Below are 25,275 nucleotides of genomic sequence, written 5' to 3'. Positions count from 1 at the left end.
AGGCCTCCGCGACGCGCTATTGGGCGTGTGCAGTATCGCTGCTGGATAGCTTTGGGACGTACCGAGGTGTATGTGCTGCGTAATCCCGCCATGCCTCACCGAAACGTAACTCCGAATCACGCTCTTCTTGCCGCGCAAGGTGCATGTACATCGCAACCAGAATCGGGAACATGACAAGCGTCACGAGTGTCGGCCACTGGAGCAAGAATCCGGTCATGACGATGACGAAAGCGACATACTGAGGGTGTCGGACTTTGGCGTACGGACCCGTTGTCGCCAATTGGCCTTTGCGCTGCGCTTCGTAGAGAACATGCCAGGACGTTGAAAGCAGGTAGAAGCCGCCGAAGATGAGGGCGAAACTGGCGAGATGCGGAAACGCAAGGTGTGGGTTGCCATGCTGACCGGTCATCGTCCACCAGAGATGTCCTGAGTCGTGGTTCAACAGGTTCACTTTCGGAAAGCGGTTCTGCAACCACCCGGACAAAAGGTAGATGGTGAGCGGAAAGCCGTACATCTCTGCGAACAGCGCAACCACGAAGGCCGAGAATCCGCCGAACGTCCGCCAGTCGCGTGCGGTACTGGGCTTGAAGAAGCTGAACGCGAAAATGATGAAGATGAGGGAGTTGATGGCGACCAGTCCCCACAATCCATATCCACTAGCTGGGTCGTTCATCATGACCTCCCTGCGGGTCTGAATGTTGCGCCTCGACCTGCGCCCCATGGTGATGTCCGTGATGCATAAAGAGGTGCATCAGTGGGCACGCGAGGAAGATGAGATATGGCAATACGCCAAGAAAATGCGCGCGGTGTTCGGAGAACATGAAAAAGGTGGCCACGGCCGCAAATCCCATCAATGCGATGGCGCCACGCGACTTCCAGAACGGCGGTGTTTCCTGAGCAGACATTTTCATATTGAATTCCTCGGCACCTGTACCGTCATTTGGCGGCTGGCGCGTTTTCGATCGACTGCCTGTCCATCATCATGGTCATCATCATTTGCATCATGTCCATGCGCTTCTCCATCATGTCGTGACGCATGCCGTTCGGGCCCATGCTGCCGTGAGGATTCTTCATGCCGTTCATCATGGCCATGCCCTGCTGCATGGCCTGCATTTGTTCATCCATCAGCTTTGCCCTTTCTTCAGGGGTCTTTGCCGCCATCATTCGCTCGTGTATCTCCTGCATCTTCTTCATTTGGGCGTCGGCGTCGCTAAGCGATTTTGGCTGCGCCTTCGATGCCTTTGCGCCTTGTGAAGCGCCCGCGCCGTGGCCGTGAGCGTCAACATCCGGTGATGCGCCTTGTGAGAGAGGCGAGCCGAATGCGAGTAACAGGGCAATGACTGCCCCAGCAATCGATGCGAGAGTCGATGTCTTTTGTTGGCTGTTCATGATTTTTCCCCGAACTATTGATTGCATACCATTTACTCTATCGACGCGCATGCAGACCCGATTGACCTAGCTCAAGGAACATACGTCGCGGCTGGGAGGCATGTTGGTCTGAAGGTTGATACAGGGTCGTTGCACCGCGCGACGGTGCTTGGCCTCTCTGCGGAGATCAGAATGCATGCGGCTTTCGTCCTGGCCCGGCCCATCACCTCGGCAACGCAGATTCTGGTAACCGGGGGGGATTCCCGGAACGAACTTGACCTGCGTCAATCGCGGTCGACCGGTCAGGCGTAGGTTGAAAGTGCCGTCGCTGACAGGTTGGAGGCCGTACGTCTGTGGGGACGGGCGGCTAGAAGAATTAAAGCGAACGCAGACTGACGACAGGAGCACTCCAATGCGCGCAATGTTGACGTGGTTGATGACGGTAGTCGTGCTGGGAATCTCCGGCTGCGGCTACAACGCTATCCAAACTCAGGACGAACAGGTGAAGGCCAGCTGGTCTGAGGTATTGAATCAGTATCAGCGTCGCGCCGACCTCATTCCCAACCTCGTGAATACAGTCAAAGGCTATGCGAGCCAGGAAAAGGAGGTGCTTATGCGTGTGACGGAAGCCCGTGCGAGGGTGGGTTCGGTGCAGGCAAGCCCGGAGCTTATCAACGACCCGCAAGCATTCGCGAAATTTGAAGCGGCGCAAGCCCAGTTGACGAGTTCGCTATCACGGCTGCTGGTCGTGTCCGAGAATTATCCGCAATTGAAGTCCGACGCAAATTTCCGCGACCTGCAGGCGCAACTCGAAGGTACCGAGAATCGCATTACAGTTGCCAAAAACCGGTACATCAAGGCTGTTCAGGACTACAACACTACGGTGCGGTCCTTTCCGTCCAACCTGACGGCGAGTGTCTTCGGCTATAAGGAGAAGCCCAACTTCTCAGTGTCAAATGAAGCCCAGATTGCTCGGCCTCCGCAGGTCAATTTCGATACAGTGCCGAAGCCGGCGAGTGGAGTGACCAATTGAACATCCTGAAGGCAGCGAGGGTTCTGCTACTCGCGCTCATCCCATTCTGCTCGTCTGTCGCCAGCGCGGACGTCGCGATTCCGGCGCTGACCGCGCGCGTCACCGACGAGACGGGGACGCTCACCAGCGAGCAACGGTCCGGGCTGGAGCAAACCTTGCAGGCGTTCGAGAACAAAAAGGGGAGCCAAATCTCGGTGCTCATCGTCCCCACCACTCAGCCGGAAACCATCGAGCAATATTCGATACGCGTCGTTGAACAATGGAAGCTTGGGCGCAAGCGTATCGACGACGGCGTGCTGCTTATCGTCGCAAAGAACGACCGGACGCTGCGTATCGAAGTGGGCTATGGCCTCGAGGGCGTGCTCACCGACGCCACCAGCAATCGCATCATCAACGAAGTGATTGTCCCAAGATTCAGGCAGGGCGATTTTTACGGCGGCATTGCGGCAGGTGTTGACAGCATCATGAATGTCATCAACGGCGAGCCTTTGCCGCCGCCAGATAAAAATGCGAGCGGTACCGCCGGGAAATTCGGAGGTTACTTGCCTATCCTCTTCGTGCTTACCATGGTAGTTGGTGGCGTACTTCGCTCCCTGCTGGGACGCCTGCCTGGCTCAGTCGTGACCGGCGGCGCCGTCGCGGGCATCGCATGGCTGTTGTCCGGAACGCTCTTTGTCGCTGTCGTCGCCGGCGCGATTGCACTCGCGTTTACCTTACTCGGTAGCGGGCTCGGTGCCTATGTCGGAGGGCGTGCTATCGGTGGACTTGGGGGCGGGTCGGGCCGGACCACCTTCCGGGGCGGTGGCGGCGGGTTTGGTGGTGGCGGCGCTTCGGGAAGATGGTAGCCATGGACATCAAGCGCGTCGTGAGACACCTGTTCATGAGCCGCTGGCACGTGAACCTTGCCTTTCCTCCCAAGACTCTGCGCGCAATCGAAAAAGCGGTTCGGGAAAGCCACAGAGCACATATAGGCCAGGTCCGATTTGCGGTCGAGGGTGCGCTTTACATCGGTGTGCTGCTGAAGGGGATGTCGGCAAGAGAGCGCGCGATTGATGTCTTCTCGGAGCTTCGGGTCTGGGACACCGAGCACAATGACGGCGTACTTATCTACCTGCTGCTCGCGGACCGCGATGTGGAGATAGTCGCGGACCGTGGTGTGCACAGCAAGGTGCACGCTGCAGAGTGGGAAGCCATCTGCCAGAGCATGGAGGCAAATTTCAGGCTCGGCAAGTATGAGGTTGGCGTACTTCAGGGCGTCGAGCAGGTGAGCGAACTGCTCAAAAAGCACTTCCCTGCCCAGCAGGAGCGGCGCAGTGAGCTGCCAAGTAAGCCAGCGGTGTTGTGAGGCATAAGGGGAACGGGACTGACGCAGGTTGCGCGGCCACGAGTGTCATTATGCCCGCGAAACTGACACGCTTGCATGATGTACGGTACAGTTAGCGGCATGCTTTCGTTCCCATCGAATATCTCCAAGGGAATAGCACCGATTTCCGCCGCCAGCATCTGGAGCGTCACGCACGGTTACCCAACCGCCGTGCTCGTGCGTCACCCGAACGTAAAAACTGCGAACTGCAATGGGCGGCTTCATGCTCGAACCGGCCAGTTTTCTGTAGCTGGTATCGGCGCTAAGTGTGGCACCAGCGGGTATCACCACCCCCTTCCCATCAGCGTTTAGCGATGCACCACCGCCGCAAGCCGAAAATGACATCGCGACAGAGCAGACAAGACCAGACAAGCTTCTCTTCATGTTCTTCCCACAAAAACGAGATTCCGGCGAAATGCTTTCAGTTTCGTTTACTTATTACCACTCTACTAATCAGTACTCTAACGTCACTTTTTTTCTAGAACTTAATACTGGGCGGCGTGCACGCGATGGAGCGAGCGTTCAGGTCGAACGGCAGAACTTACAGTTTGAAGGACTTCGCGTTGACTGAGCGACAGGACGAAGCCGGAGGGAGGACATGCATAAAGCGTAAACAACGGCGCGGATATCCCCCTCGTCAACGACCCGACCTCGTCGCAGCGCCTTCTGACGCAGTTGCAACCATTTGCACCCAAAGCGGTCCGGTGTTTTTCGTCTGCTGGCAAAGTGACCTTGCCGGCTTTGTGCCCTTCGCGCCGTGCCAGAGCACGTCGATGGCGTCATTAGGGCGGCGAGCTTGCCGGCGGAGGTGAGCCTTTTCGGGAGACGCGGCGTGCGCCGGAATTTAAACATGCGCACTAGGCGTCCGATGAAAACAAATTCGTCTCGTACGCCGGCTGCCGGCCACTTGCTGCGTATTCTGATATCAGACATTGAGAGAGACGTCGAGGTGGTCGCACGTGAACTCAATCTCTCGTCCCCGATGGTCGAGCGCTGCAGGCGGGTGTTGGACCGGTTGCAAGCTGCACAACAAGTTCTGGGCATGGCTGAGGCGGACGATGGCGGGCCTCAAGGAAGGGCAGTGGCGGGATTGCGCGAGGCGATGGAATTTCTCGCAAGGGAATGGCTGGCGGAGTATCCGGCTCATGCCGCCGAATGGATGCTGCTGGGGAGCCTGGCGAGTGACTGGAGCGGGCAGAAAAACAAGCCTGCTTCGAGCGTGCACTCGGTCCAAGCCCTTACGGCGGATTGCCAGCAGCGCAGCGACATCGACCTCTAACATGTGCACGATGTCCGCAACCGCAAGAAAGCTTCGTCAGTGCACCGTCGATTGCGCTCAAGTCTCTTCAAAAAAGTTTACATCGAGCAAAGCAGAGACTTTCTCGTCTAAAGCGTTTGCGACTCGTTCCACCATCTCAACTTTAAGGTCCGGGCTAGTGCGTTCAATGAGCGAAGCGTATCCAACGGGCAGCTCAGCGGCTTGCTCCAGTTGCCGCATAGTCATTGCACGCCGAGAGCGCGAATATGCGATGTTGCGCGCAACAGTTGCCTGCAAAGGGAGCCCGCGGGTGTATTTGTCGTCAAGGGAGGGCCACACCTCAAACAATTGTCTTGGAGCCACGTCCAGGCTGGTTGCGAGCCTGTCCACTGTGCTCAACTTTGCGTTCCCTTGCTTCCGCTCGATGAGAAAAAGGGTATTTCGGCTGATGCCGGCAGCGTTGGCAAGGTCTTGGGCAGAGATTTTCCCATGCGTCCGTAAGTAGCTAACCGCATGGGACAGCCGAACTAGCGCCGGGCTTCCCCTCGCTATTGTTTTCTGGATGAGCGCAGTGTACGGCGGCTTTTTGCGTGGGAACAGTCGGCGCTAGCCGCTCCGAGAGAAATTTTGCGCGCAGGGGTCTCTCAGAGCAAGATTTCAATCGAGTTGAGTCGCTTTTACCGCACACGGGTAGATTTTAGAGCAGTGAAGTTTGACATCAAACTCAAACTTCACCGCTGCCTGCAATCCTGCCCAACTCCCGCCCGATCAGACCAAACCGGTCGCGTAGTAGACCGCGATCACAAAGAAGACCGCCATGGTCTTGATCACGGTCACCGCGAAAATGTCGCGATACGACTGTCGATGCGTCAAGCCCGTGACCGCCAGCAGCGTAATCACCGCGCCGTTGTGCGGCAACGTGTCCATACCGCCGCTCGCCATCGCGACGACACGGTGCAGCACTTCCATCGGGATATGCGCGGCTTCCGCGCCTTTGATGAACGTGTCCGACATGGCCGCGAGCGCGATGCTCATGCCGCCCGACGCCGAACCCGTGATACCGGCCAGCGAGCTCACCGAAACGGCTGCATTGACGAGCGGATTGGGAATGCTCTTCAGCGCGTTGCTGACCACCACGAAGCCCGGCAACGCTGCGATCACACCACCAAAGCCGTATTCCGACGCCGTATTCAACGAAGCCAGCAGCGCGCCGGCCACGGCGGCCTTGGTGCCGATTGCGAAGCGTTCGCGCACGCGGTTGAACGCCGTGACGACGACCATGATGATGCCGAGAAGCAGCGCGCCTTCCACGGCCCAGATGGCGACCACGGCCTTGATCGTCGTGGTGACCGGTGCGTGGATGCCCGGCAGGATGTCCGGTGCAACCGTGTACGACGCGCCGTACCAGTTCGGGATCCAGCGGGTCAGGAGGAAGTTCGCGACACCGACCAGAACCAGCGGCGCGACTGCCAGCAACGGATGCGGCAGTTGCTTCGATTCGACGCGCTCCGGCTCGTTGACCAGATCCGTGCCGTAACCCTCGCCGGTTGCCATTGCTGCGCGGCGGCGCCATTCAAGATACGTGAGGCCGACCACGATGATGAACAGCGAGCCGATCACGCCCAATGCGGGCGCGGCCCACGAGGTGGTCTTGAAGAACGTGGTCGGGATGATGTTCTGGATCTGCGGCGTGCCGGGCAGCGAATCCATGGTGAACGAGAACGCACCTAGGGCGATCGCGCCGGGCATCAGGCGCTTCGGAATGTTGCTCTGGCGGTACAGCTCGGCGGCGAACGGATAGACCGCGAACACCACCACGAACAGCGAGACGCCGCCGTAGGTGAGCAGCGCGCACACCGCAACGATCACCGCATTGGCGCGCGAACGGCCAATATAGCGAATGGCAGCGGCCACGATCGATTCCGAGAAGCCCGACAATTCGATGACCTTGCCGAACACGGCGCCTAACAGGAACACTGGGAAGTAGAGCTTCACGAAGCCGACCATCTTCTCCATGAAGATGCCGGTGAAAACTGGCGCGACGGCGGCCGGATCGGTCAACAGAACGGCGCCTAGCGCGGCGATCGGCGCAAATAGAATGACGCTGTAGCCGCGGTAGGCGGCAAACATCAGGAACGCCAGCGCGGCGAGGACGATAACAAAGGACATTGAGTCTCCAAAGCTTGGTTGTTCTACATGGTCGCCGTCCCGAAGGTGCGACGGCACGGCGCCGGCAAACGCAGGTTTCGTGCCACGCGCACGCCAACGGCCAGCCGCCTGATAGCGCGGGCCGAAGTTCGAAACGTGGTGCGGCCGATTGTACCCAAACGTCTCCAAAACGGGACGTAAATCCGCTGAACATAGGTCAAACCAAGGTTAAACCCTTATGCCGCAGGCTTGCTGGCGATCTCTTTGATGAGATAAGCTTGTCTACGAAATGAGACAATCATAAAAAGATGTTAGCCGGAGACAGCGACAGCATGATGAACGACTGGGCAGGCCTGCCTGCCACTTACGGCGACGTATTGCGCCGGGCGATGGATTCGCTCTTTCGCACATTCGAAAATTTCAGCGAAGGCACCTTTATCGTCGACGCCGACGCGCGCGTGGTCTGGATCAACAAGCGCTATGCGGCGCGCTTCGGTTTTTCGGACCCCGAGCAGGCGATTGGCCGCGATTGCGAGGCGGTGATTCCCAATAGCCTGATGCGCGAGGTCGTCAACACCGGCAAACCGATTCTGCTCGATATTCTGGAAACGGACCGCGAACCGCTCGTCGTGACGCGTCTGCCGCTAAAGGACGACGCGGGCGTCACTGTCGGCGCCGTCGGCTTTGCGCTCTTCGATGAGCTAAAGGCACTGACGCCGCTCTTTTCCCACTACTCGCGCGTGCAGGAAGAGTTGATCGCAACGCGCCGGTCGCTCGCCCAGGCGCGTCGCGCGAAATATACGTTCGGCAGTTTCGTCGGCACGAGCGCGGCCAGTCTCGAAGTGAAGCGGCAGGCGCGCCGCGCGGCGCAACTCGAATCGCCCGTGCTGCTGCTCGGTGAAACCGGCACCGGCAAGGAGTTGCTGGCGCATGCCATCCACGGCGGCTCGGCGCGCGCGAATCAGCCGCTCGTGACGGTCAACGTCGCGGCGATTCCCGACACCTTGCTCGAGGTCGAATTCTTCGGCGCCGCGCCCGGCGCGTACACAGGCGCGGACCGCAAAGGCCGTGTCGGCAAGTTCGAGCTCGCGAACGGCGGGACACTGTTTCTCGACGAGATCGGCGATATGCCGCTGCCGTTGCAGGGCAAGCTGCTGCGCGTGTTGCAGGACAAGGAGTTCGAACCGCTGGGCTCGAACCGGATCGTGCGCGCGGATGTCCGGATCATCGCGGCGACTTCGGCCGATTTGCCGGCGCTGGTCGCGGCGGGGCGCTTTCGCGCCGACCTGTTCTATCGGCTGAATGTGCTGACCATCCACGCGGCGCCTTTGCGCGAGCGGGTCTCCGATATCGAAGCGCTTGCCTACGCCATGCTCGAAGACCTGTCGACGCAGGCAAGTGGCGGCAGTCACTTCGAATTGCAGGACGACGCGCTGCGGCTGCTGTGTTCCTACGACTGGCCGGGCAACGTGCGCGAATTGCGCAATACGTTGGAGCGCGCCGTAATGCTTTCCGACAGCGAGCGGATCGATGCGCGGGCGCTGGCACCGTTTATCGGCTCGGCGCAGGGCGGCGGGCATCGTCGTTTGGCGGCCACCGAGGCGCTGTCCGCGGCGCACGCTTCGGGCGCGCCAGCCGGCGCGCCCGAACCGGCGTCGTGGAGCGATGCGATGGCGGCCTTCGAGAAGCGTTTCCTGATCGACGCCTTGCGCGCCAACGGTGGCCGCGTGATCGAGACGGCCAATCAGATCGGCATGGGCCGCGCGACGCTCTATAAGAAAATCGCCGCTTACGGCATCGGCGTATGACCACGTTCGGCGACGTCGAGTGACGCAGCGTAATTGCCGCGTGGCACAATCGCGTGATCGAAAAACAAGATGTGATCGGGGTTTCAGATGAAACGCAGTCTCTCCTCCTTTGCGAGCCGGGCCAGCGCCACGCTGGCGGTCGGCGCCGTGGTCGCGCTGAGCGGTTGCAGCAGTAGCGCGCCGCTGTTTCTCTCGGATGGTCGCGCAACGACGCTGGTGCAGTGCCCGGCCGGTTCCGACTCGTGCTCGCAGCAGGCCAGCGCGGGATGCGGCGGCGCGTTCGACGTGGTGCGCCAGTCGACCGAGAATGGCACGCTCAATCTGATTTACGCCTGCCGGGCGAAATAACGGCGCGGGCGCGATAAGCGTCTCCGGCATTCTCTTCCTTCGGCCCGCCGCCCGATTGTGACGGCGGGCGCCTCTCTCGCAGCGCCGATTTCATCTGCACCCGGCAAATCGGTTCATTCGATTCCTCGAGATCGGGACGACAAGTGCATGGCGGTCGTAAAGCCCTGCGTCGAATGCAGCTTCGCCCTGCGGCACTTATGCGTAATGGTTTTTAATGCCGCGCTTCATATTATTTCCAACCGCCGGTCGAAATTAAATCCGCGAATTTTTTGCCGTTAAGCTAAGTCGGTGCGGAACCTAACGGAACGCGAAGTTTAGCGGCGCTATTCTTTTCTGACGGTCTTGGAAATCAGGCAGCAAGCAGGTTTTGCCGCTTCAGTCCTTGCGTGGAGGGTGCTCAGGAAGGATTTTCCGTTTCAGATAAAAAGAACCAAAACGGCACGCTTTATGCTTTTATTTACGCAGTGAAAATAGTTCAACGAGTAATCCGGGGAAAGCAATGAATCACCACCAACTCGAAAAAGATATTGAACATCTTGAACACGTAATCTCGCATATCTCCGCTGAGGACCGCATCCCGCTATCGTATTGGCGCAGCCGCATCGATTCCGTATCGGGCGCGGTTCGGGTGCCGGCGCAAGCGAGCCGCGTGAAACGGCTCAACGCCGCGCTTTCGGCGCTGGAAGAGCGGCAAAAAGGCTGAACTACCGCAACGGTGGGCGGCTTCGACGTTCCCTTTCATCGGGTAACATCGTCTGCAAAAATTAAGGAACGTAACGGCCGGGCAGGTTGCCGCGTACCGGACGGCTGTCTTGATGCAAGCCGCGCATTTGCTGCGTACGCGCCAGACGGACGGATGCGGGCATTAGACCAACGCGGACGGACGGCACCCCCAAGCCATAAAGAGCAGGCCGGCATTCCTACCCACTGACTCAGGACGAACATGCAACGAGCAGGGCTCTCTGCGTCTCGATTGACGGCGTTGACCAACGCCATGCAAGGCTATGTGGAACGCGGTGAAGTGGCGGGCGTGGTTTCAATGGTCTGGCGGCGCGGCGAGATCGGCTACTTCGAGCCGCTCGGCATGCGAGACGAAGCCGCGCAATTGCCCATGGAGCGCGATACGCTGTTCCGCATTGCCTCAATGACCAAGCCGGTCACCAGCGCCGCGATCCTGATGCTGATCGAAGAGGACCGGCTCGCCCTCGACACGCCTATCTCCCTCTGGTTGCCTGAACTGGCCGCACCGCGCGTGCTGCGCGACCCCACCGGTCCGCTCGACGAAACCGACCCGGCCAGAGCGTCGCTCACCGTGCTGGATCTGCTGACGCATCGCGCGGGCTTCGCCTATGCCTTCACCGCAACCGGGCCGCTGTCCAAGGCCTACGCGGCCGCATTCAACGGTTTCGAAGCGCGCATGGACGCCAACACGTGGCTCGCCCGCATCGCGGATTTGCCGCTGATGTTTCAGCCCGGCTCACGCTGGCACTACGGCATCGCGACCGACGTGCTCGGCGTGCTGATCGAACGCGTGAGCGGCATGCCGCTCGGCGAGTTTTTCCGGACGCGGATTTTCGAGCCGCTCGGCATGCGCGATACGGCGTTCTGGGTGCCCGATGCACAACTCGCACGGTTGGCCACCGCCTATGGCGTCGAAGCGGGCACGGGACGGCGGGTGGTCGAGGATCATCCTGCTTCGAGCCGATGGGCGAATCGGGACCGATTCCAGAGCGGCGGCGGTGGCCTGATTTCGACAGCGCAGGACTATCTGCAATTCGCGCAAATTCTGCTCGGACGTGGGCGGGTCGGTACGACGCGTTTGCTGTCGCATCGCTCAGTCGATCTGATGCGCTCGAACTTCCTGACGCGCGACCAACGCCGCGTGCCGGCCTTCGGACATGTGCTGTGGGCAGGCCAGGGGTTCGGCCTCGGCGTGTCGGTCGTCGATGATCCTGCGCAGCAGTTGCCGCTCGGCTATCGCTCGGCGGGGTCGTTCGGCTGGCCGGGTGCCTATGGCACGAGCTGGTTCGCCGATCCGGTCGAGGACCTGATTGGGCTGATGCTGATTCAACGGCGGTCGATCGAACCGTTTTCTATGGCAGTTGACTTCGAACGCCGCGTGTACGATGCGATTGACGATTGAGAGACCGGGCTGCGGCGGGCAGGCCGACGGCTGCTGGCCGCGTCAACGGCGCCTGGCTTTACGCCTCTCTATCCGGTAATTTATTCGTCTGATAGTGTCCGCACTTCAGTACTCGTCAAAACGATCGGAGCACCCGCCATGGCCTCGTACAAGCAGTTGACTGCCCAACTCGAAAAACTCCACAAGGAAGTCGCAGCGGCCCGCGAGAAGGAAATTGCGCAGGCGATCGCCGACATCAAGCAGAAGGTGGCCGAATACGATCTGACGGCCGAAGAGTTGGGTTTTACGAGCAAGCGCACTACGGCCCGCAAAACCGCTTCGGTTGCCAAGTATCGCAATCCGAAGACCGGCGAAACCTGGAGCGGCCGTGGGCGCTCGCCCGCGTGGCTCGCCGGCAAGAATCGCGAGCGCTTTCTGATCGAAGTCTGAAGCGCGTAGGCGCATGGCGTGTCCGCTCGTCATGCGCCGGATTGTCTGAAGTGATGTCGCGAGCGGAGTTTCTCGCACCGTCACGCAGGTCCCGAAAACGCTCACCTTTCGAGTGAACCTGGAGCCGGAGTCGTTGGCCAGGCTGTGCGGTTTGCGCCTCGGCCCTCTGCTTCGGTAAGCCAGGTTTTGGCGAGTGACGCACCTTGCGTCCAGCTTGACGCCGCGCCTCGCGGCGACTCATCCTGTTTCGCGGAAACCCGCGCCAGCCATAACTGGCGGGCGTTCCCAGGCTCTGCGAAGAATCGCTGCGGTTCCCGCCTCATTCCCTTTCCAGTTGTCGCGTTGCGCTCGACACGCCGCACATCGCGTTCGCGCAGGTGCGAGAACGAGCTTCGGCATGCTCACCTTTCATCGCCATTCGAGGGTGCGTCGGCGAGAGTCCCGAAAACCCTCACCTTTGCGCTCACCGATACGCGCATACCACTGCGCTCCGGACTAACCCGGAGTTGAGTTCCTCTCATACCCCGCATCAAAACTCATCGATACAGGGTCGCGGATGTCGAACGTCACAATCGGCCATCCACTCAACCTCGACGGAACGACCATGAGCGTATCGACGGACAAACAACTCTTTATCGGCGAAGGATTCGAAGGCCCCGGCGTCAACCTCGCGCACATCAACATACTGGTCGGCCCGCGTAACGGCCCGGCAGGGCAGGCCTTCGCCACCGCACTGGCGACGCCGTCCGCGGGCCACGCGCCTTTCGTCGTCATCGCGCGTCCGGGCGTGCCGACCAAGCCGCTGACGCTCTATGTGAACAAGGCGCAGATCGGCAGCGACTTCCACGGCAATGCGACGTGGGGCGCCTCGCAAGCCGGCATTGCGAAGGCGGTGGCGGAGTCGTTGGAGAACGGCACGCTGCCGCCCGAAGCAGAAAACGATTGGGTGGTGGTGTCCGCGAACTGGGTCAACCCGAGTACGGACGATCTCGATGCCGTCTTCGAAAACAACTATCGCGCGTGCAGGAACGCGATCCTCGCGGCGATGAAAGGCCTGCCGCATCGCGATGAAGTATTCGCCGCGGCACGCGACGTATCAAACCCGTTCTACACGCCGAAACAACGTTAATCGCATGCCGCGCCGTTCGGTGAGCGTGGATGCGCCACTCACCGTCCGCGCCGCTGGATGCGACCAGGAAGGAGACAAGCACAATGGAATACATTCGCCTCGGCCAATCCGGCCTGAAGGTTTCGCGTCTGTGCCTCGGCACGATGAATATGGGCACGCCGCAATGGAAGCCGTGGATTTTCGATGAAGCGCAAAGCGAGCCGATTGTCCGGCATGCGCTGGAAGCGGGCGTCAATTTCATCGACCTCGCCGACTTCTATTCGACCGGCGTGGGCGAAGAAGTGGTGGGGCGCATTCTGAAGCGTATTGCGCGCCGCGAGGAAATCGTCGTGACGACCAAGGTCGGTTACGACATGGGGGCGTATCAGAACGCCGGCGGCCATTCGCGCAAGCACATCATGGATGGCATCGACGCCTCGCTCACGCGTCTCGGCATGGATTACGTCGACATCTACATGCTGCATTTCTTCGACGTGAACACGCCGGTCGAGGAAACCATGGGTGCGCTCAACGATATCGTGCGCGCCGGCAAGGCCCGCTACATTGGCGTATCGACCATGTACACGTGGCAGTTCGCAAAGATCATGCAGGTCTGCGAGCGCAACGGCTGGCACAAGCCGATCAACATGCAGTTGCAGTTGAACCTGGCGTACCGAGAGGAAGAGCGCGAAATGATTCCGTATTGCCAGGATCAGGGCGTCGGCGTCTCGGTGTTCAGTCCGCTGGCGCGTGGGCTGCTGACGTGCGATCCGGGTTCGACGCGCAATCAGACCGACTTCTTCACCGCGCAAATGTATGGCGATGTGGCTTCGCGTGAGATTGCCGCTTCGGTGGCGCGCGTGGCCGCACGGCGCGGGGTGTCGGCCGCGCAAATCGCGCAGGCGTGGGTGCTGAACCATGGCGGCGTCGCAAGCATGCTGGTCGGCGCGGATACGCCGGCGCAGTTCGATAGCGCGCTCGCGGCGCTCGGCACGACGCTCTCGGCGGACGAACTGTTCGAACTCGAACGCAACTACACGCCGTGCGATCTGATCAACGATTACACCGCGGGCAAGCGTGTTGCCCGCGAACCGCGGCTCGCACAAGGTGTGTTCGTCGAAACGCTGGAGAAGGCGGCATGAACGAATTTCTCCGCACAGCGCATTACATCGGCGGCGAGTGGTACGAAAGCGCCGGCACATACGCCGTATTGAATCCCGCAACCGGCGAGGTGGTTGCGCAAGTGGCCAAAGGTGGCGCGGCGGAAACCGCGCAAGCTATCGCGGCTGCCGAGCGCGCGTTTCCCGCATGGCGTTCGCTGACCGCAAAAGAGCGCAGCGCGCGCGTCAAACGCTGGGGCGAGTTGATGCTCGAGAATCGCGACGCGCTTGCAGAACTGCTGACGCTCGAACAAGGCAAGCCGCTTGCCGAAGCCCGCGGCGAAGTCGGCTATGCGGCCAGCTTCTTCGAATGGTTCGCTGAGGAAGCGAAGCGCGCGTATGGCGACGTCATCCCGAGCCCCAATCCGAACGCGAAGATCATCGTGACGCGCGAACCGGTGGGCGTGGTGGCGGCGATTACGCCGTGGAATTTTCCGCTCGCCATGATTACGCGCAAGGCCGGTCCCGCGCTCGCGGCCGGCTGCACGATGGTGCTCAAGCCATCGGAGGAAACGCCGTTATCGGCGTTCGCTCTGGCGGTGCTCGCGGAGAAGGCGGGTATTCCGCCGGGCGTGTTCAACATCGTCTCCGGCGACGCCGTCGCGATCGGCAGCGTGCTCACCGAATCCGACGTGGTGCGCAAGCTGTCGTTCACCGGCTCGACGCGCGTCGGCAAGCTGCTGGCGAAGCAATCGGCGGACACGTTGAAAAAGCTCTCGCTCGAACTCGGCGGCAACGCACCCTTTATCGTATTCGACGACGCGGATCTCGACGCCGCCGTGCAGGGCGCGATGGCTTCGAAATTCCGCAACACCGGGCAGACGTGTGTGTGCGTGAATCGCTTCTACGTGCAGGACGGCATCTACGAAGCATTCACGTCTGCGCTGACGCAAGCCGTGTGCAAGATGCGCGTGGGCAACGCGTTGCAAGGCGAGGTCGAACAAGGTCCGCTGATCAATCAGGCGGCGCTGAAGAAGGTCGAAACGCACGTTGCCGACGCATTGCAAAAGGGCGCGAAGATTTTGACGGGCGGCAAACCGCATGCGCTCGGCGGCACGTTCTATGAACCGACCGTTCTTGCCGACGCCTCCAGTTCGATGCTGATCGCCGGGGAAGAAACCTTCGGCCCGGTGGCCGCATGCTTTCGTTTCAAGACCGAAGAGGAAGCCATTGCCGCGGCTAACGACACGCCGTTCGGCTTGTCGGCGTATTTCTATACACGCGACCTGGCTCGCGCCTGGCGCGTCGGCGAAGCGCTGGAGAGCGGCATGGTCGGCATCAACGAAGGGATTCTGTCCACGGAAGTCGCGCCGTTCGGCGGCGTCAAGCAGTCAGGGCTCGGTCGCGAAGGCTCGAAGTACGGGCTCGATGAATACACGGAACTGAAATACATGATGATGGGCGGCCTCGCACGCTGATCTTCAGACCGCGGGCCGCTGCGGCATGCACACGCGTGCCGCACTGGCGGACCACGCAATCGGGCAACCGGCAGCACGCCAGCCACGCCCGACGACTCATACCAACGAAGGAGACAGCGTGAGCAATCAGGACATGCAGGCGGCCACTCTCGGCCTCGCCCCCACTTTGCCGGCGGCGGCAGCACCCGCGCACGGCCCCATTCCTCTCGACGATGTTCCGCTCAATGCCTTTCACGTCAAGATCGCCGGCTTGACGTTCGGCGCGCACTTTACCGAAGGCTTCGCGCTCGGCACGATCGGTTACGCGCTCGCATCGATGAATCGGCAGATGCCGCTCGACGCTTTCTGGATGGGCATAATCGGCAGTTCCGCATTGATGGGCATTTTCTTCGGCAGTCTGGTTTTCGGCTGGTTGTCCGATCGCCTGGGACGACAAAAGATTTTTCTGCTGAGCTTTCTGATCATTACCGCAGCCGCGTTTGCGCAGTTCTATGTGCGCTCACCGCTCGAATTGTGTCTGCTGCGGGTGGTGATCGGTTTCGGCATGGGCGGCGATTTCGCGGTGGGGCACGCCATTCTCGCGGAATTCTCGCCGCGCAAGCACCGTGGCACGTTGCTCGGGTCGTTCAGCGTGGTGTGGACGATCGGTTACTTGGTGGCGAACGTGCTGGGCATGCATTACGCCGATGCTTCGCCGGATGCATGGCGCTGGTTGCTTGCGTCGGCGGGCGTGCCGGCGTTGATCGTGCTCGTGTTGCGCGTAGGCACGCCGGAGTCGCCGCGCTGGTTGCATGGCAAAGGCCGGGTCGCGGAGGCCAAATCGGTCATGCTCAAGCATTTTGGCGCGAACGTGACCCTCGACGGCGCTCATGATGAGCACGCGCAAACGGCGGGCGGCTTTATGCGGTTGTTCAAACCGGATCTGATTCGACGCACGATTTTCAATTGCGCGTTCTTTGTGTGTCTCGTCATTCCGTATTTCGCGGTCTATACATTTCTGCCGACCATTCTGAAAGCGATTCATTTGAACAACGATTCCAGCGCGGATTTTCTGCTCAATGGGTTTCTCGTGCTCGGCGCGCTGATTGGTATCTGGCTGACGATCAAGCTGCCGCGTCGTGTCTTCCTGATCGGTTCGTTCGCGGTGACGTGTGTTTCGTTGATCGCGTTGAGTGTGCTGCCGGAGTCGGCGGCATTGGGGATGATTGTCGCATTCGCGATTTTCACGCTGACCATGTCGGCGTTTTCCAATCTGGTCGGCGTGTTTCCGCCGGAGTGCTTTCCCACCGAGGTGCGTGCTTGCGGCGTTGGTCTCGCGATTGCGTGCAGTCGTCTTGGCTCGGCGGTCGGCACGTTTTTGCTGCCGCTCGGCATCGTGCATCTGGGTTTCCATATCACGATGATGGTGCTTGCCGCAGTATTGCTGATCGGGATGGTGGTGTCGATTGCGTGGGCGCCCGAGACGAAGCATTTGACGTTGAACGAGGCGAGCGGCGCGTAGCGCTTTTCTCTGTTCGAAAATAACCCGCCGCATTGGCAACGATGCGGCGGGTTTTTCTTTTGGACAGGCTGATCAGCTTGCTGCCCGCCACCAATTTTGCGCGGCGGATTGCCGCGTCCAGCCTATTCACGAAGAGCCAGTTCGACCGATTCTTCGTGCATTGATGCATCACTCTGCCGGACACACAGCCAGCCACTTGGTGCCTGATATCCCCGTCGAAATCTCAGGAAAGGCAATTTGCCTCATGTATTTCTTATCCAGTAAAACTTACGATTGACTTTTTTGCGCGACATCAAGTTATTCGGCATTTTATTTTGCCTGTTTACCTTGCGAAATCAGCGTGATCGAGGTGTGCAACGGTACGACGTATCTCCGCGACTGCCGTTGAGTTTTCTAATCTTTAGGAATACAGCAATGAAATCGATGATCTCCGCATTCGTGATCGCTACTGGCGGTGTGTTGAGTCTCGCGCCGGCTGGCGCCAATGCGGCGGACGGTACGATCACCATCAGTGGCACGGTGACAGACACCACTTGCTCGATCAACGGCTCGGCGAGTGGCACGCCCGCCGACCTGTTAGTCACGCTGCCATCGGTTCCGGCCAGTGCGCTTACAACATCAGGTGCCGTGGCTGGTACGTCGAACGCGGCAGATCTGAGATTCGTTTTGACGGGTTGCACTGGCGCGGCTACCAAAGCGATTGCCAACTTCGAAAACGGCCAGACAATCGACCAGTCAACGGGCCTTCTGGCGAACCAGGGCGGCACCGCGAAAAACGTGGAAGTTCAATTGCTCAACGCGCAAATGCAGCCGATCAATGTGCTGACGGGCAGGAACAACGATATCAGTACGAGCGGGGTGGCTATCACCGGCGGCGCGGCAACGCTGCAGTATTTCGCACAGTATTACGCGCTCGATGCAGCCCAGGCGGGTACGGTCTACACGTCGGTTCAATACACGATGCAATATCAGTAAACCCCAGATAGAGACACTCCTTACCGGCGTGCATTGATTCAATCAATCCATTGACTGAAATCACGGAAAGAGGCGATTTGTCTCATGTAATTTTAATGTGGGACAACTTAACATCGCATTCTCCTATCTCGGAAGGACAGGTCAGGCGTTTAGAGCAGGAACTATCGTATTCCTGAACTGAATGATTGGCATGCTTGACGCATGGGGCGATCCTTGAGCAATACAAGGATTGCGTTTTGATTTGATCGGTTTTTCTTGGTTTATTGGACTGAACGTTATGAAGTTATCCCTCCCCGCAATCGCGATCGCCGCCGGCACTCTGTTCGGTCTCGTACCCCTTGGCGCCCATGCGGCGGATGGCACGATCTCCATCTCCGGCACCGTGACCGATAGCACGTGTTCGATCAACGGCAGCGCAAGCGGTACCCCTGCCGACAAGGCAGTCACGCTGGCGCCGGTCCCGACTGGTTCGCTTTCGTCGTCAGGCGAAGTGGCCGGTACGTCGAACCCTGCAGATCTGCAACTGAAACTGAGCGGCTGCAGCGGCACGGCCACCAAAGCAGTTGCGCGTTTCGAGAACGGCCCGACGGTCGACCAGACGAATGGCTATCTGTCGAACAGCGGCACCGCGCAAAACGTGGAGGTTCGTCTCCTCAACGCGCAGATGCAACCGATCAACGTCACGACGGGCGCGAACAACGATGTCTCCACGGACGGGGCAACCATCACGGGCGGCGCGGCAACCCTGCAGTATTTCGCGCAGTACTACGCAACAGGCGTTGCGGCTCCCGGTACGGTCACCTCGTCGGTTCAATATTCGATGGAATACCAGTAAGCGAAGATCCGAAGCGTTCGCCAGGCCGGCGCTTTTTGCGACCTTCCTCTGGATTATTGAAAGACAGACTGTAATGAAGCTGCTCAACAAGATGCCGATAGTAATCGGCTTTGCCTGTGCGCTATTGGCCGGCAGCACACAGGCAAGCGTGACTATTGGCGGTACGCGTGTGGTGTATCCACTCGAGCAGCGTGAAGTCTCGGTCAAACTGGATAACGACAGCCACAAACCCTCCCTCGTGCAGGTCTGGATCGACGACGGCAATGCCGATGCCAAACCCGGCGAAATCAAAGTGCCGTTCGTGATTACGCCGCCGATTTTCCGCATGGACGCGAAAAAGGCGCAGACGTTACGCGTGATGTACACGGGCGAATCATTACCTCAGGACCGCGAGTCGGTCTATTGGCTCAATGTGCTGGACATCCCACCAAAGGCAAGTGCTGCTTCGGACGCCAATACTTTGAGCCTCGCTTATCGCACCCGCATCAAGGTTTTCGCGCGGCCGGACAAGCTACCCGGCAAACCCGAAGATGCGGCCGCGCAACTGCGTTGGAGCATCGCGGCGTCGGCGGATGGCAAAGGGCAGGCGCTCAACGTCTCGAATCCGACGCCTTACTACGTCTCGTTCAGTGAGATCGACGTCGAGAGCAATGGCCACACCTTCAGGAACGAGCAAGGGGGCATGGTTGCACCGCGCACATCAGCGGTCCTGCCGATCGCGAAGATGAATGGTGTCGCCGCGGGCGCGAAGGTGCACTACATCGCAATCAGCGACTACGGCGGCCCGATCACCGGCGACGCGGCGCTCGGCGACTAGACCGCCACAGCCCGGCCGGGGGCGGCAGCGTGCCGCCTTTGGCCAACCCTTTCTCTGCACGGCGCGCGTTGCGCCGGCAACGCATGGATGACGCACGCCTGCGGCGGGACATTCAATTCCGATCACATCATGAAGGACCTACGCTGTCGCAGGTCGGCCGCTCGTGGCACTGAACGCGCTGGTGTGTTCAATCTCAACCCGGTCGCCGCCGTTGTCACGTTGGCATTCGCGGTGCTGGGCGGCGTTCAGCCGACAGGCGCACAGGCGTCCGAACCCGCTCAAGCGGGCGCAGCCGTGGAGTTCGATACGACATTTCTGCGCGTCGATCCGAATGCGACGGTGGACGTCTCGCGCTTCGCGCGTGGCAACCCGGTATCTGAAGGCATTTATTCCGTCGATGTGTACCTCAACGGCATTCGTGTCGCGCGTCATGACGTGCGGTTTGTCGCCGCGAGCGGAACGACTGCGGCGCGTCCTTGCCTTAGCCGCCAAATGCTGGAGAAGCTTGGCGTCGATTTCGCCAAGATCGCGGCGAGCAGCGAGGCTAAGGTGAAGGCGGAACCGGCGGCCGACACCGGCGTTACCGGCGAATGCGTCGACCTCGCGGCGGCCGTGCCCGACGCGACCGTTGACTTCGATTTCGCGGAACAGAAGATCAGCCTCAGCGTGCCGCAAAAGTACATGCGAAACACCGCGCGCGGTTACGTGCCGCCCGAGATGTGGCAGAACGGAGTCAACGCAGCTTTCTTGAGCTACAACGCGAACGCGTACCACAGCGCTGGATCGGGTGTTGAATCGACTCAAAGCCATGTCGGTTTGAATGCCGGCGTGAACATCGGCGCGTGGCACTTCCGCCATCAGTCCTCGATGACCCGGCAAGCCGGTGCCGCCACGCAGTTCGACAACATTGCGACCTACCTTCAGCGTGATATCACCGCGATGAAGTCGCAGTTGACGGTCGGCGACGGCTACACGACCGGCGATGTGTTCGACAGCGTGCCATTTCGCGGCGCGCAGATCGCCACCGACGACCGCATGCTGCCAGAATCCCTGCGCGGCTATGCGCCGGTCGTGCGTGGCACGGCTGAATCGAACGCGCGCGTGACGGTTCGGCAGAACGGGCAGGTGATTGATGAAACCACCGTGTCGCCGGGCCCGTTCGAAATCAATGACCTGTACGCGACCGGCTATGGCGGCAACCTGGATGTCACCGTCACCGAGGCCAATGGCCGCACGAAAAGCTTTACCGTGCCTTACGCCTCGGTCGCCCAGTCGTTGCGGCCCGGCACCACACGGTTTTCGGTCACTGCCGGTGAGCTTCGTTATGCCACGCTCGAAACCAAACCGACTTTCGCGCAGTTCACATTGCAGCGCGGGCTGACCAATCTGATCACGCTCTATGGCGGCGGTGTCGCTGCGGACGGCTATCTGGCCGCCGACCTGGGCGCCGCACTGAACACGCAGCTGGGTGCTTTCTCCGTGGACGTGACGGCCGCCGAGACGCAGATTCCGAATCAGGCCACCTCGCGTGGCACCAGCTTGCGCGTTGGTTATAGCAAGTTCATCAATCCGACCAACACCAACATTGCGATCGCGGCGTATCGCTATTCGACGGCCGGGTACATGAACTTGTGGGACGCCGCGTCCGCGCGTGACCTCGCAATGCACGGCGGCGATCCGAATTCGGTGTATCGCCAGCGCAATCGTTTTCAGGCCACGCTCAATCAGAATTTCAAGGAATACGGCACGGTCTACCTGAACGCTTCCGCACAGCAATACTGGAATCGCAGCGGCAGCGATGTGTTCTATCAGGCAGGCTACACCCATCGTTTCAGGTACGGTACGTACAGCATCAGCGCAGGGCGCACGCGCAGTTCGAACGGATCGATGTCGGACCAGATCATGCTGGGCACGACGTTGCCGCTCGGCCATGACCCGCATTCGCCGCTCATGTCGACGAACCTCAGCAGTTCCGGCGGCAAGACCAGTCTGCTGGCCAACGTGAGCGGTTCGTTGGGTGATCGCAACCAGTACTCATACAGCGCGTATGGGACGTACGGCGGCGGCTCCGGCGCCAGCACGGCGAGCGCGGGTGCGAGCGGTACCTATCGCGCACCGTACGCGCAGTTGACGGGATCGGCGAGCGGGGGAACCGGATCGAGCCAGGTGTCGGCAGGGGTGAGCGGGTCGATCGTCGCGCATCCGGGCGGCGTCACCTTCTCGCAGACGGTGGGCGACACGTTCGGCATTATTGAAGCGCCGGGCGCCGCAGGCGCGAGCGTCACCAGTTCACCCGGCGTGAAGCTCAACGGAGGCGGCTTTGCGGTGGTTCCGTATTTGACGCCGTATGGCATGAACACGGTGGATATCGATCCGAAGGGCACCTCGACCGATGTCGAGTTTGAATCGACGTCGGAGCAGGCGGTGCCGCGGCTGGGCTCAGTGGTGATGATCAGGTACAAGACGGTGACCGGACGCGCCGTGCTGATTCGCGCGCCGCAACTCGGCGGCAAGGCGTTGCCGTTCGGCGCGGATGTCGTCGATGCAAGTGGACGCACGGTAGGCGTCGTTGCGCAGGACAGCCGGATTTTCGCGCGCGGGATCGAAGACAAAGGCTCGCTGTTCGTGAAATGGGGTGCGACGGCCTCCGAGCAATGCCACATTGACTATGTGCTGCCGGCGCAGACGCGTAACGCGGGGGCGGTCTACATGTCTGTGGAAGGGCACTGCGTGGATGGGACGCCAACCGGAAAAGGCGAACCTTGATTGACGTAGTACTCAGCAACTGAATTCGAAGGGTGATTGAATCTCAGCGTTCAAATCTTGTCTGCAACTTTGCAGTCGAAAAGCGACAGTCTATGAGGCATTGTCCTGTGCGACCGTTGCGCGGCGCGACCGCCGTTCGCGCATTCGGATAGTCGGGTGCCTCATGTTGTTGCTGGTTTTCAATTTGTTCGCGGCCAGGGCTGCTCACGCAGCGCTTATCTGTAATGCAAGCGGAGCAGACAACATAATCAGCGCGGGATCGATCTCCGTGCCCGCCAATCCAACGGTTGGTGCGACGATTGCCACGCTCGCGCCAACACAGTTTCAGATGCCCTGCAGATTTGACGATTCAGCACCGGTAGAGATGACTGCTACGCTTTGGCCGAACGGGAGATATGGAGGCAGGCTCGATCAGAGCGCTGGCCACTTTCACGATGTCCTATCAGTAGGCCTCCTGGGGCAGACCCGCCTGCCGCTTCTCCGCCGCACCTGCCCCTTTTCGATACGCCGTTCCCCATGACGTGTATCATTCGTTCCCTGCGCTGTTCTGCGCTGGCGATTCCCGTATTGTCGAACGCTCGTTCGTGACCTGTTTCCGACGCGGCTGAGTTGCCATTGTGACGCGGGCCGCCGGCCCAACTCCCGCAGCTCGACGCCGCCGCGCAAGGCGTGGCACACCGGCAGCCACAAGCCGCCGGGAACCGCCCGAACCCCTATCCGTGACCGCCAGACCCGATGTCAGTCTCCGAACTCAAACGCCGCCGCACGTTCGCGGTCATTTCCCACCCGGATGCGGGTAAGACCACGCTCACGGAAAAGCTGCTGCTGTTCTCGGGCGCGATTCAGATCGCCGGTACTGTGAAGGGCCGCAAGAGCAACCGTTACGCGACGTCCGACTGGATGGAGATCGAAAAGCAGCGGGGCATTTCGGTGGCGAGCTCGGTGATGCAGTTCGAGTACGGCGACGCCGTCATCAATCTGCTCGACACGCCGGGCCACGAAGACTTCTCTGAAGACACCTACCGCGTGCTGACCGCGGTCGACGCCGCCGTGATGGTGATCGACGGCGCGAACGGCGTCGAAGCGCAAACGCTCAAGCTGCTCGAAGTCTGCCGCAGCCGTAAGACGCCGATCGTCACCTTCATCAACAAGCTCGACCGCGAAGTGCGCGAACCGCTCGAACTGCTCGACGAAATCGAGCAGCATCTGGGCGTCGCCGCCGTGCCGTTCACGTGGCCGATCGGCATGGGCAAGGACTTCCAGGGTGTCTACGACATCCAGCGCGATCAGGTGCGCATTTTCCGCGCGGGGCAGGACAAGGCCGGCGGCGAAGTGGAAACGCTGCAAGCGCCGAGCGACGAAGAAGGCGAACGCCGTTTCGGCCATGCCTGGATCAAGGCGAAGGAAGAGATCGATCTGATCACCGGCGCTTCGCCGGATTTCGATCGCGAGCAGTTCCTCGCCGGTCAGCAATCGCCCGTGCTGTTCGGCTCGGCGATCAACAACTTCGGCGTGAAGGAAATTCTCGACGCGCTGGTCGATCTGGCGCCGCCGCCCTCCATGCGCATGACCGTGCAGCGTCCGGTCATGCCGGACGAGCCCAAGTTCACCGGCGTCGTGTTCAAGGTGCAGGCGAACATGGACCTGGCGCACCGTGACCGTGTGGCATTTATCCGCGTGTGCTCGGGGCATTTCGAACGCGGCATGGCCGTGAAGGTGACGCGCACGAACAAGACGTTCCGTGCGAACAACGTGGTGACGTTCCTGTCGCAGCGTCGTGAGACGGTGAGCGAGGCGTATCCGGGCGACATCATCGGTATTCCGAATCACGGCACGCTGAGTCTCGGCGACACGCTGACCGAAGGCGAGCAGTTGCAGTTCGTCGGCCTGCCGTTCTTCGCGCCGGAAATTTTCCAGACGGTGGAAGTGGTCGACCCGATGCGCGCCAAGCAGCTCGGCGAGGCGCTCAAGCAACTCGGCGAGGAAGGCGCGATTCAGGTGTTCCGTCCGGAAGTGGGCGGCTTGATGATTCTCGGTGCGGTGGGCCAACTGCAGTTTGAAGTGGTGTCGCACCGTTTGTCGACCGAATACAAGGTCGACGTGCGTATGGCGCCGGCGCGTTACCGCATGTCGCGCTGGGTGACCTGCGACGATCCGGCCGAACTGCGCCGCTTCACCGATTCGTACGCGGCGCGCATTGCGCTCGACGCGTCGGATGCGCCGACTTATCTTGCTTCGCACGTGTCCGAGATCGAAGTCGCGCAGAAGGCGTGGCCGAAGATCGTGTTCAACGAATTGCGCGAGCATTCGGGCGCGCCGTTCAAGAAGGCGATGTAAGTCTGTGGCGGTGTGGGGTTGCAAAAAAGTCTTCAGCCTCACAATAAAGTCCTCGGTGTTACAAGAGAGTCTTCAGGCCTTGCGTGGTATATCAAGGTCGAAGACTTTCGCCAGCCAACGGCGCGCCCGCTGCAGTCGCAGCAGGCGGCCAATCGAGGGCTCGGATGATTAAGAACTGAAGCTTTCGAAGATGTTACGGGTCTGCCGAGCGCTAGCGTTGTTGGATGAGCCGGCTCGCCAAGTTCGCCACGCGTTTGCATTCGTTAGGATGTTTTGCATGCTTCCATCGTCGATGGTCGCCGCTCCGTTGGTCGCCATATGAGCTGCGCGTGAAGAATATCTCAAACGTGCAAGGAAGCCGAAGTACCCGCATTTAATGTCGTGAGCTATACGGTGCATGACATCGACCGACTGCACATCAACCGACACCTACCTCAACGCACACGAACTCGGCGAGGCT

General features: G+C 60.4%; 23 protein-coding genes. 18 read left to right on the top strand and 5 right to left on the bottom strand.

The window, feature by feature from the left end; all coding sequences use genetic code 11:
• Positions 1 to 16: 16 nt before the first annotated feature.
• Genes AC57B1_RS20020 through AC57B1_RS20010 form a run of 3 tightly spaced genes read right to left on the bottom strand, consistent with a single transcriptional unit; the run spans position 17 to position 1,389 of the window.
• Entirely contained in the window at positions 17 to 673 is a 657-nt protein-coding gene (locus tag AC57B1_RS20020) for a methyltransferase family protein (protein WP_496418445.1), read from the bottom strand.
• Entirely contained in the window at positions 657 to 911 is a 255-nt protein-coding gene (locus AC57B1_RS20015; RefSeq protein WP_496418410.1) for a DUF2933 domain-containing protein, read from the bottom strand. The genes AC57B1_RS20020 and AC57B1_RS20015 overlap by 17 nt, the downstream gene beginning before the upstream one ends.
• Before the next feature lie 25 nt (positions 912 to 936).
• Positions 937 to 1,389, bottom strand: coding sequence for a hypothetical protein (locus AC57B1_RS20010; protein WP_496418409.1), 453 nt, complete (start codon positions 1,387 to 1,389; stop codon positions 937 to 939).
• Positions 1,390 to 1,780: 391 nt separating this feature from the next.
• Here AC57B1_RS20010 and AC57B1_RS20005 point away from each other — a divergent pair, with 391 nt between their 5' ends.
• The 4 genes from AC57B1_RS20005 (at position 1,781) to AC57B1_RS19990 (ending at position 5,043) form a co-directional block, all read left to right on the top strand.
• Positions 1,781 to 2,401, top strand: coding sequence for a LemA family protein (locus AC57B1_RS20005; protein ID WP_496418408.1), 621 nt, complete (start codon positions 1,781 to 1,783; stop codon positions 2,399 to 2,401).
• Entirely contained in the window at positions 2,398 to 3,246 is an 849-nt protein-coding gene (locus AC57B1_RS20000) for a TPM domain-containing protein (protein ID WP_496418407.1), read from the top strand. Before AC57B1_RS20005 ends, AC57B1_RS20000 begins: the two co-directional genes overlap by 4 nt.
• A 2-nt stretch (positions 3,247 to 3,248) precedes the next feature.
• Positions 3,249 to 3,746 carry a TPM domain-containing protein gene (locus AC57B1_RS19995; protein WP_496418406.1) on the top strand — a complete coding sequence of 166 codons (498 nt, stop codon included), beginning with the start codon at positions 3,249 to 3,251 and terminating at the stop codon, positions 3,744 to 3,746.
• Positions 3,747 to 4,632: 886 nt separating this feature from the next.
• Positions 4,633 to 5,043: a hypothetical protein gene (locus AC57B1_RS19990; protein WP_496418405.1), complete on the top strand. Its 411-nt coding sequence runs from the start codon at positions 4,633 to 4,635 to the stop codon at positions 5,041 to 5,043.
• A gap of 57 nt (positions 5,044 to 5,100) precedes the next feature.
• Here AC57B1_RS19990 and AC57B1_RS19985 read toward each other — a convergent pair whose 3' ends face one another.
• Both AC57B1_RS19985 and AC57B1_RS19980 read right to left on the bottom strand, forming a co-directional pair.
• Positions 5,101 to 5,544, bottom strand: a complete 444-nt coding sequence (locus tag AC57B1_RS19985) for a helix-turn-helix domain-containing protein (protein ID WP_496418444.1) — start codon at positions 5,542 to 5,544, stop codon at positions 5,101 to 5,103.
• Between the two features lie 246 nt (positions 5,545 to 5,790).
• Entirely contained in the window at positions 5,791 to 7,191 is a 1,401-nt protein-coding gene (locus AC57B1_RS19980) for a GntP family permease (protein ID WP_496418404.1), read from the bottom strand.
• Between the two features lie 311 nt (positions 7,192 to 7,502).
• On the opposite strand from AC57B1_RS19980, the gene AC57B1_RS19975 reads away from it, so the two are divergent.
• From AC57B1_RS19975 to AC57B1_RS19910, 14 genes are all read left to right on the top strand, one after another.
• Positions 7,503 to 8,978 (top strand): sigma-54 interaction domain-containing protein, encoded by a 1,476-nt coding sequence (locus AC57B1_RS19975; protein WP_496418403.1) that lies wholly within the window; start codon positions 7,503 to 7,505, stop codon positions 8,976 to 8,978.
• Between the two features lie 87 nt (positions 8,979 to 9,065).
• Complete coding sequence (locus AC57B1_RS19970; protein WP_408185047.1) at positions 9,066 to 9,326, top strand: YgdI/YgdR family lipoprotein; 261 nt, start codon at positions 9,066 to 9,068, stop codon at positions 9,324 to 9,326.
• A 499-nt stretch (positions 9,327 to 9,825) separates the two neighbouring features.
• Complete coding sequence (locus AC57B1_RS19965; RefSeq protein ID WP_007178697.1) at positions 9,826 to 10,029, top strand: hypothetical protein; 204 nt, start codon at positions 9,826 to 9,828, stop codon at positions 10,027 to 10,029.
• 240 nt (positions 10,030 to 10,269) lie between these two features.
• Positions 10,270 to 11,469 (top strand): serine hydrolase domain-containing protein, encoded by a 1,200-nt coding sequence (locus AC57B1_RS19960; RefSeq protein ID WP_496418402.1) that lies wholly within the window; start codon positions 10,270 to 10,272, stop codon positions 11,467 to 11,469.
• A gap of 138 nt (positions 11,470 to 11,607) precedes the next feature.
• A complete protein-coding gene (locus tag AC57B1_RS19955) occupies positions 11,608 to 11,898 on the top strand; it encodes an H-NS histone family protein (RefSeq protein ID WP_091805180.1) in 291 nt (96 codons plus the stop codon).
• A 604-nt stretch (positions 11,899 to 12,502) separates the two neighbouring features.
• The gene (fae, locus tag AC57B1_RS19950; RefSeq protein ID WP_496418401.1) at positions 12,503 to 13,027 is read left to right on the top strand and encodes a formaldehyde-activating enzyme; all 525 of its coding nucleotides are present in this window, start codon (positions 12,503 to 12,505) and stop codon (positions 13,025 to 13,027) included.
• 83 nt (positions 13,028 to 13,110) lie between these two features.
• Complete coding sequence (locus AC57B1_RS19945; RefSeq protein WP_408294583.1) at positions 13,111 to 14,148, top strand: aldo/keto reductase; 1,038 nt, start codon at positions 13,111 to 13,113, stop codon at positions 14,146 to 14,148.
• Positions 14,145 to 15,584 (top strand): NAD-dependent succinate-semialdehyde dehydrogenase, encoded by a 1,440-nt coding sequence (locus AC57B1_RS19940; RefSeq protein WP_496418400.1) that lies wholly within the window; start codon positions 14,145 to 14,147, stop codon positions 15,582 to 15,584. Before AC57B1_RS19945 ends, AC57B1_RS19940 begins: the two co-directional genes overlap by 4 nt.
• Before the next feature lie 118 nt (positions 15,585 to 15,702).
• Positions 15,703 to 17,085, top strand: coding sequence for an MFS transporter (locus AC57B1_RS19935; RefSeq protein ID WP_496418399.1), 1,383 nt, complete (start codon positions 15,703 to 15,705; stop codon positions 17,083 to 17,085).
• Between the two features lie 414 nt (positions 17,086 to 17,499).
• Positions 17,500 to 18,060, top strand: coding sequence for a fimbrial protein (locus AC57B1_RS19930; RefSeq protein WP_408352365.1), 561 nt, complete (start codon positions 17,500 to 17,502; stop codon positions 18,058 to 18,060).
• 277 nt (positions 18,061 to 18,337) lie between these two features.
• A complete protein-coding gene (locus AC57B1_RS19925) occupies positions 18,338 to 18,895 on the top strand; it encodes a fimbrial protein (RefSeq protein WP_091805162.1) in 558 nt (185 codons plus the stop codon).
• A gap of 73 nt (positions 18,896 to 18,968) precedes the next feature.
• On the top strand, positions 18,969 to 19,712 hold the full coding sequence (locus AC57B1_RS19920; RefSeq protein ID WP_496418398.1) for a fimbria/pilus periplasmic chaperone: 744 nt from the start codon (positions 18,969 to 18,971) through the stop codon (positions 19,710 to 19,712).
• Between the two features lie 183 nt (positions 19,713 to 19,895).
• Complete coding sequence (locus AC57B1_RS19915) at positions 19,896 to 22,478, top strand: fimbria/pilus outer membrane usher protein (RefSeq protein ID WP_496418397.1); 2,583 nt, start codon at positions 19,896 to 19,898, stop codon at positions 22,476 to 22,478.
• Between the two features lie 735 nt (positions 22,479 to 23,213).
• Entirely contained in the window at positions 23,214 to 24,815 is a 1,602-nt protein-coding gene (locus AC57B1_RS19910) for a peptide chain release factor 3 (protein ID WP_091805156.1), read from the top strand.
• The last annotated feature ends 460 nt before the right edge of the window (positions 24,816 to 25,275 follow it).

This window comes from Paraburkholderia sp. BGA-UO-ETr-F21 (assembly GCF_059567925.1).
The sequence above is the reverse complement of the archived record's forward strand: the minus strand, read 5'-3'. Positions and strand labels throughout refer to the sequence as shown.

What these genes read in the sequence shown, in the direction of transcription:
- AC57B1_RS19930 (WP_408352365.1), top strand. Translation starts at nt 17,500, where the DNA reads ATGAAATCGATGATCTCCGCATTCGTGATCGCTACTGGCGGTGTGTTG.
- AC57B1_RS20005 (WP_496418408.1), top strand. Translation starts at nt 1,781, where the DNA reads ATGCGCGCAATGTTGACGTGGTTGATGACGGTAGTCGTGCTGGGAATC.
- AC57B1_RS19960 (WP_496418402.1), top strand. Translation starts at nt 10,270, where the DNA reads ATGCAACGAGCAGGGCTCTCTGCGTCTCGATTGACGGCGTTGACCAAC.
- AC57B1_RS19980 (WP_496418404.1), bottom strand. Translation starts at nt 7,191, where the DNA reads ATGTCCTTTGTTATCGTCCTCGCCGCGCTGGCGTTCCTGATGTTTGCC.
- AC57B1_RS20010 (WP_496418409.1), bottom strand. Translation starts at nt 1,389, where the DNA reads ATGAACAGCCAACAAAAGACATCGACTCTCGCATCGATTGCTGGGGCA.
- AC57B1_RS20020 (WP_496418445.1), bottom strand. Translation starts at nt 673, where the DNA reads ATGAACGACCCAGCTAGTGGATATGGATTGTGGGGACTGGTCGCCATC.
- AC57B1_RS19925 (WP_091805162.1), top strand. Translation starts at nt 18,338, where the DNA reads ATGAAGTTATCCCTCCCCGCAATCGCGATCGCCGCCGGCACTCTGTTC.
- AC57B1_RS20015 (WP_496418410.1), bottom strand. Translation starts at nt 911, where the DNA reads ATGAAAATGTCTGCTCAGGAAACACCGCCGTTCTGGAAGTCGCGTGGC.
- AC57B1_RS19990 (WP_496418405.1), top strand. Translation starts at nt 4,633, where the DNA reads ATGAAAACAAATTCGTCTCGTACGCCGGCTGCCGGCCACTTGCTGCGT.
- AC57B1_RS19995 (WP_496418406.1), top strand. Translation starts at nt 3,249, where the DNA reads ATGGACATCAAGCGCGTCGTGAGACACCTGTTCATGAGCCGCTGGCAC.
- AC57B1_RS19940 (WP_496418400.1), top strand. Translation starts at nt 14,145, where the DNA reads ATGAACGAATTTCTCCGCACAGCGCATTACATCGGCGGCGAGTGGTAC.
- AC57B1_RS19965 (WP_007178697.1), top strand. Translation starts at nt 9,826, where the DNA reads ATGAATCACCACCAACTCGAAAAAGATATTGAACATCTTGAACACGTA.
- AC57B1_RS19920 (WP_496418398.1), top strand. Translation starts at nt 18,969, where the DNA reads ATGAAGCTGCTCAACAAGATGCCGATAGTAATCGGCTTTGCCTGTGCG.
- AC57B1_RS19955 (WP_091805180.1), top strand. Translation starts at nt 11,608, where the DNA reads ATGGCCTCGTACAAGCAGTTGACTGCCCAACTCGAAAAACTCCACAAG.
- AC57B1_RS19975 (WP_496418403.1), top strand. Translation starts at nt 7,503, where the DNA reads ATGATGAACGACTGGGCAGGCCTGCCTGCCACTTACGGCGACGTATTG.
- AC57B1_RS19910 (WP_091805156.1), top strand. Translation starts at nt 23,214, where the DNA reads ATGTCAGTCTCCGAACTCAAACGCCGCCGCACGTTCGCGGTCATTTCC.
- AC57B1_RS19945 (WP_408294583.1), top strand. Translation starts at nt 13,111, where the DNA reads ATGGAATACATTCGCCTCGGCCAATCCGGCCTGAAGGTTTCGCGTCTG.
- fae (WP_496418401.1), top strand. Translation starts at nt 12,503, where the DNA reads ATGAGCGTATCGACGGACAAACAACTCTTTATCGGCGAAGGATTCGAA.
- AC57B1_RS19970 (WP_408185047.1), top strand. Translation starts at nt 9,066, where the DNA reads ATGAAACGCAGTCTCTCCTCCTTTGCGAGCCGGGCCAGCGCCACGCTG.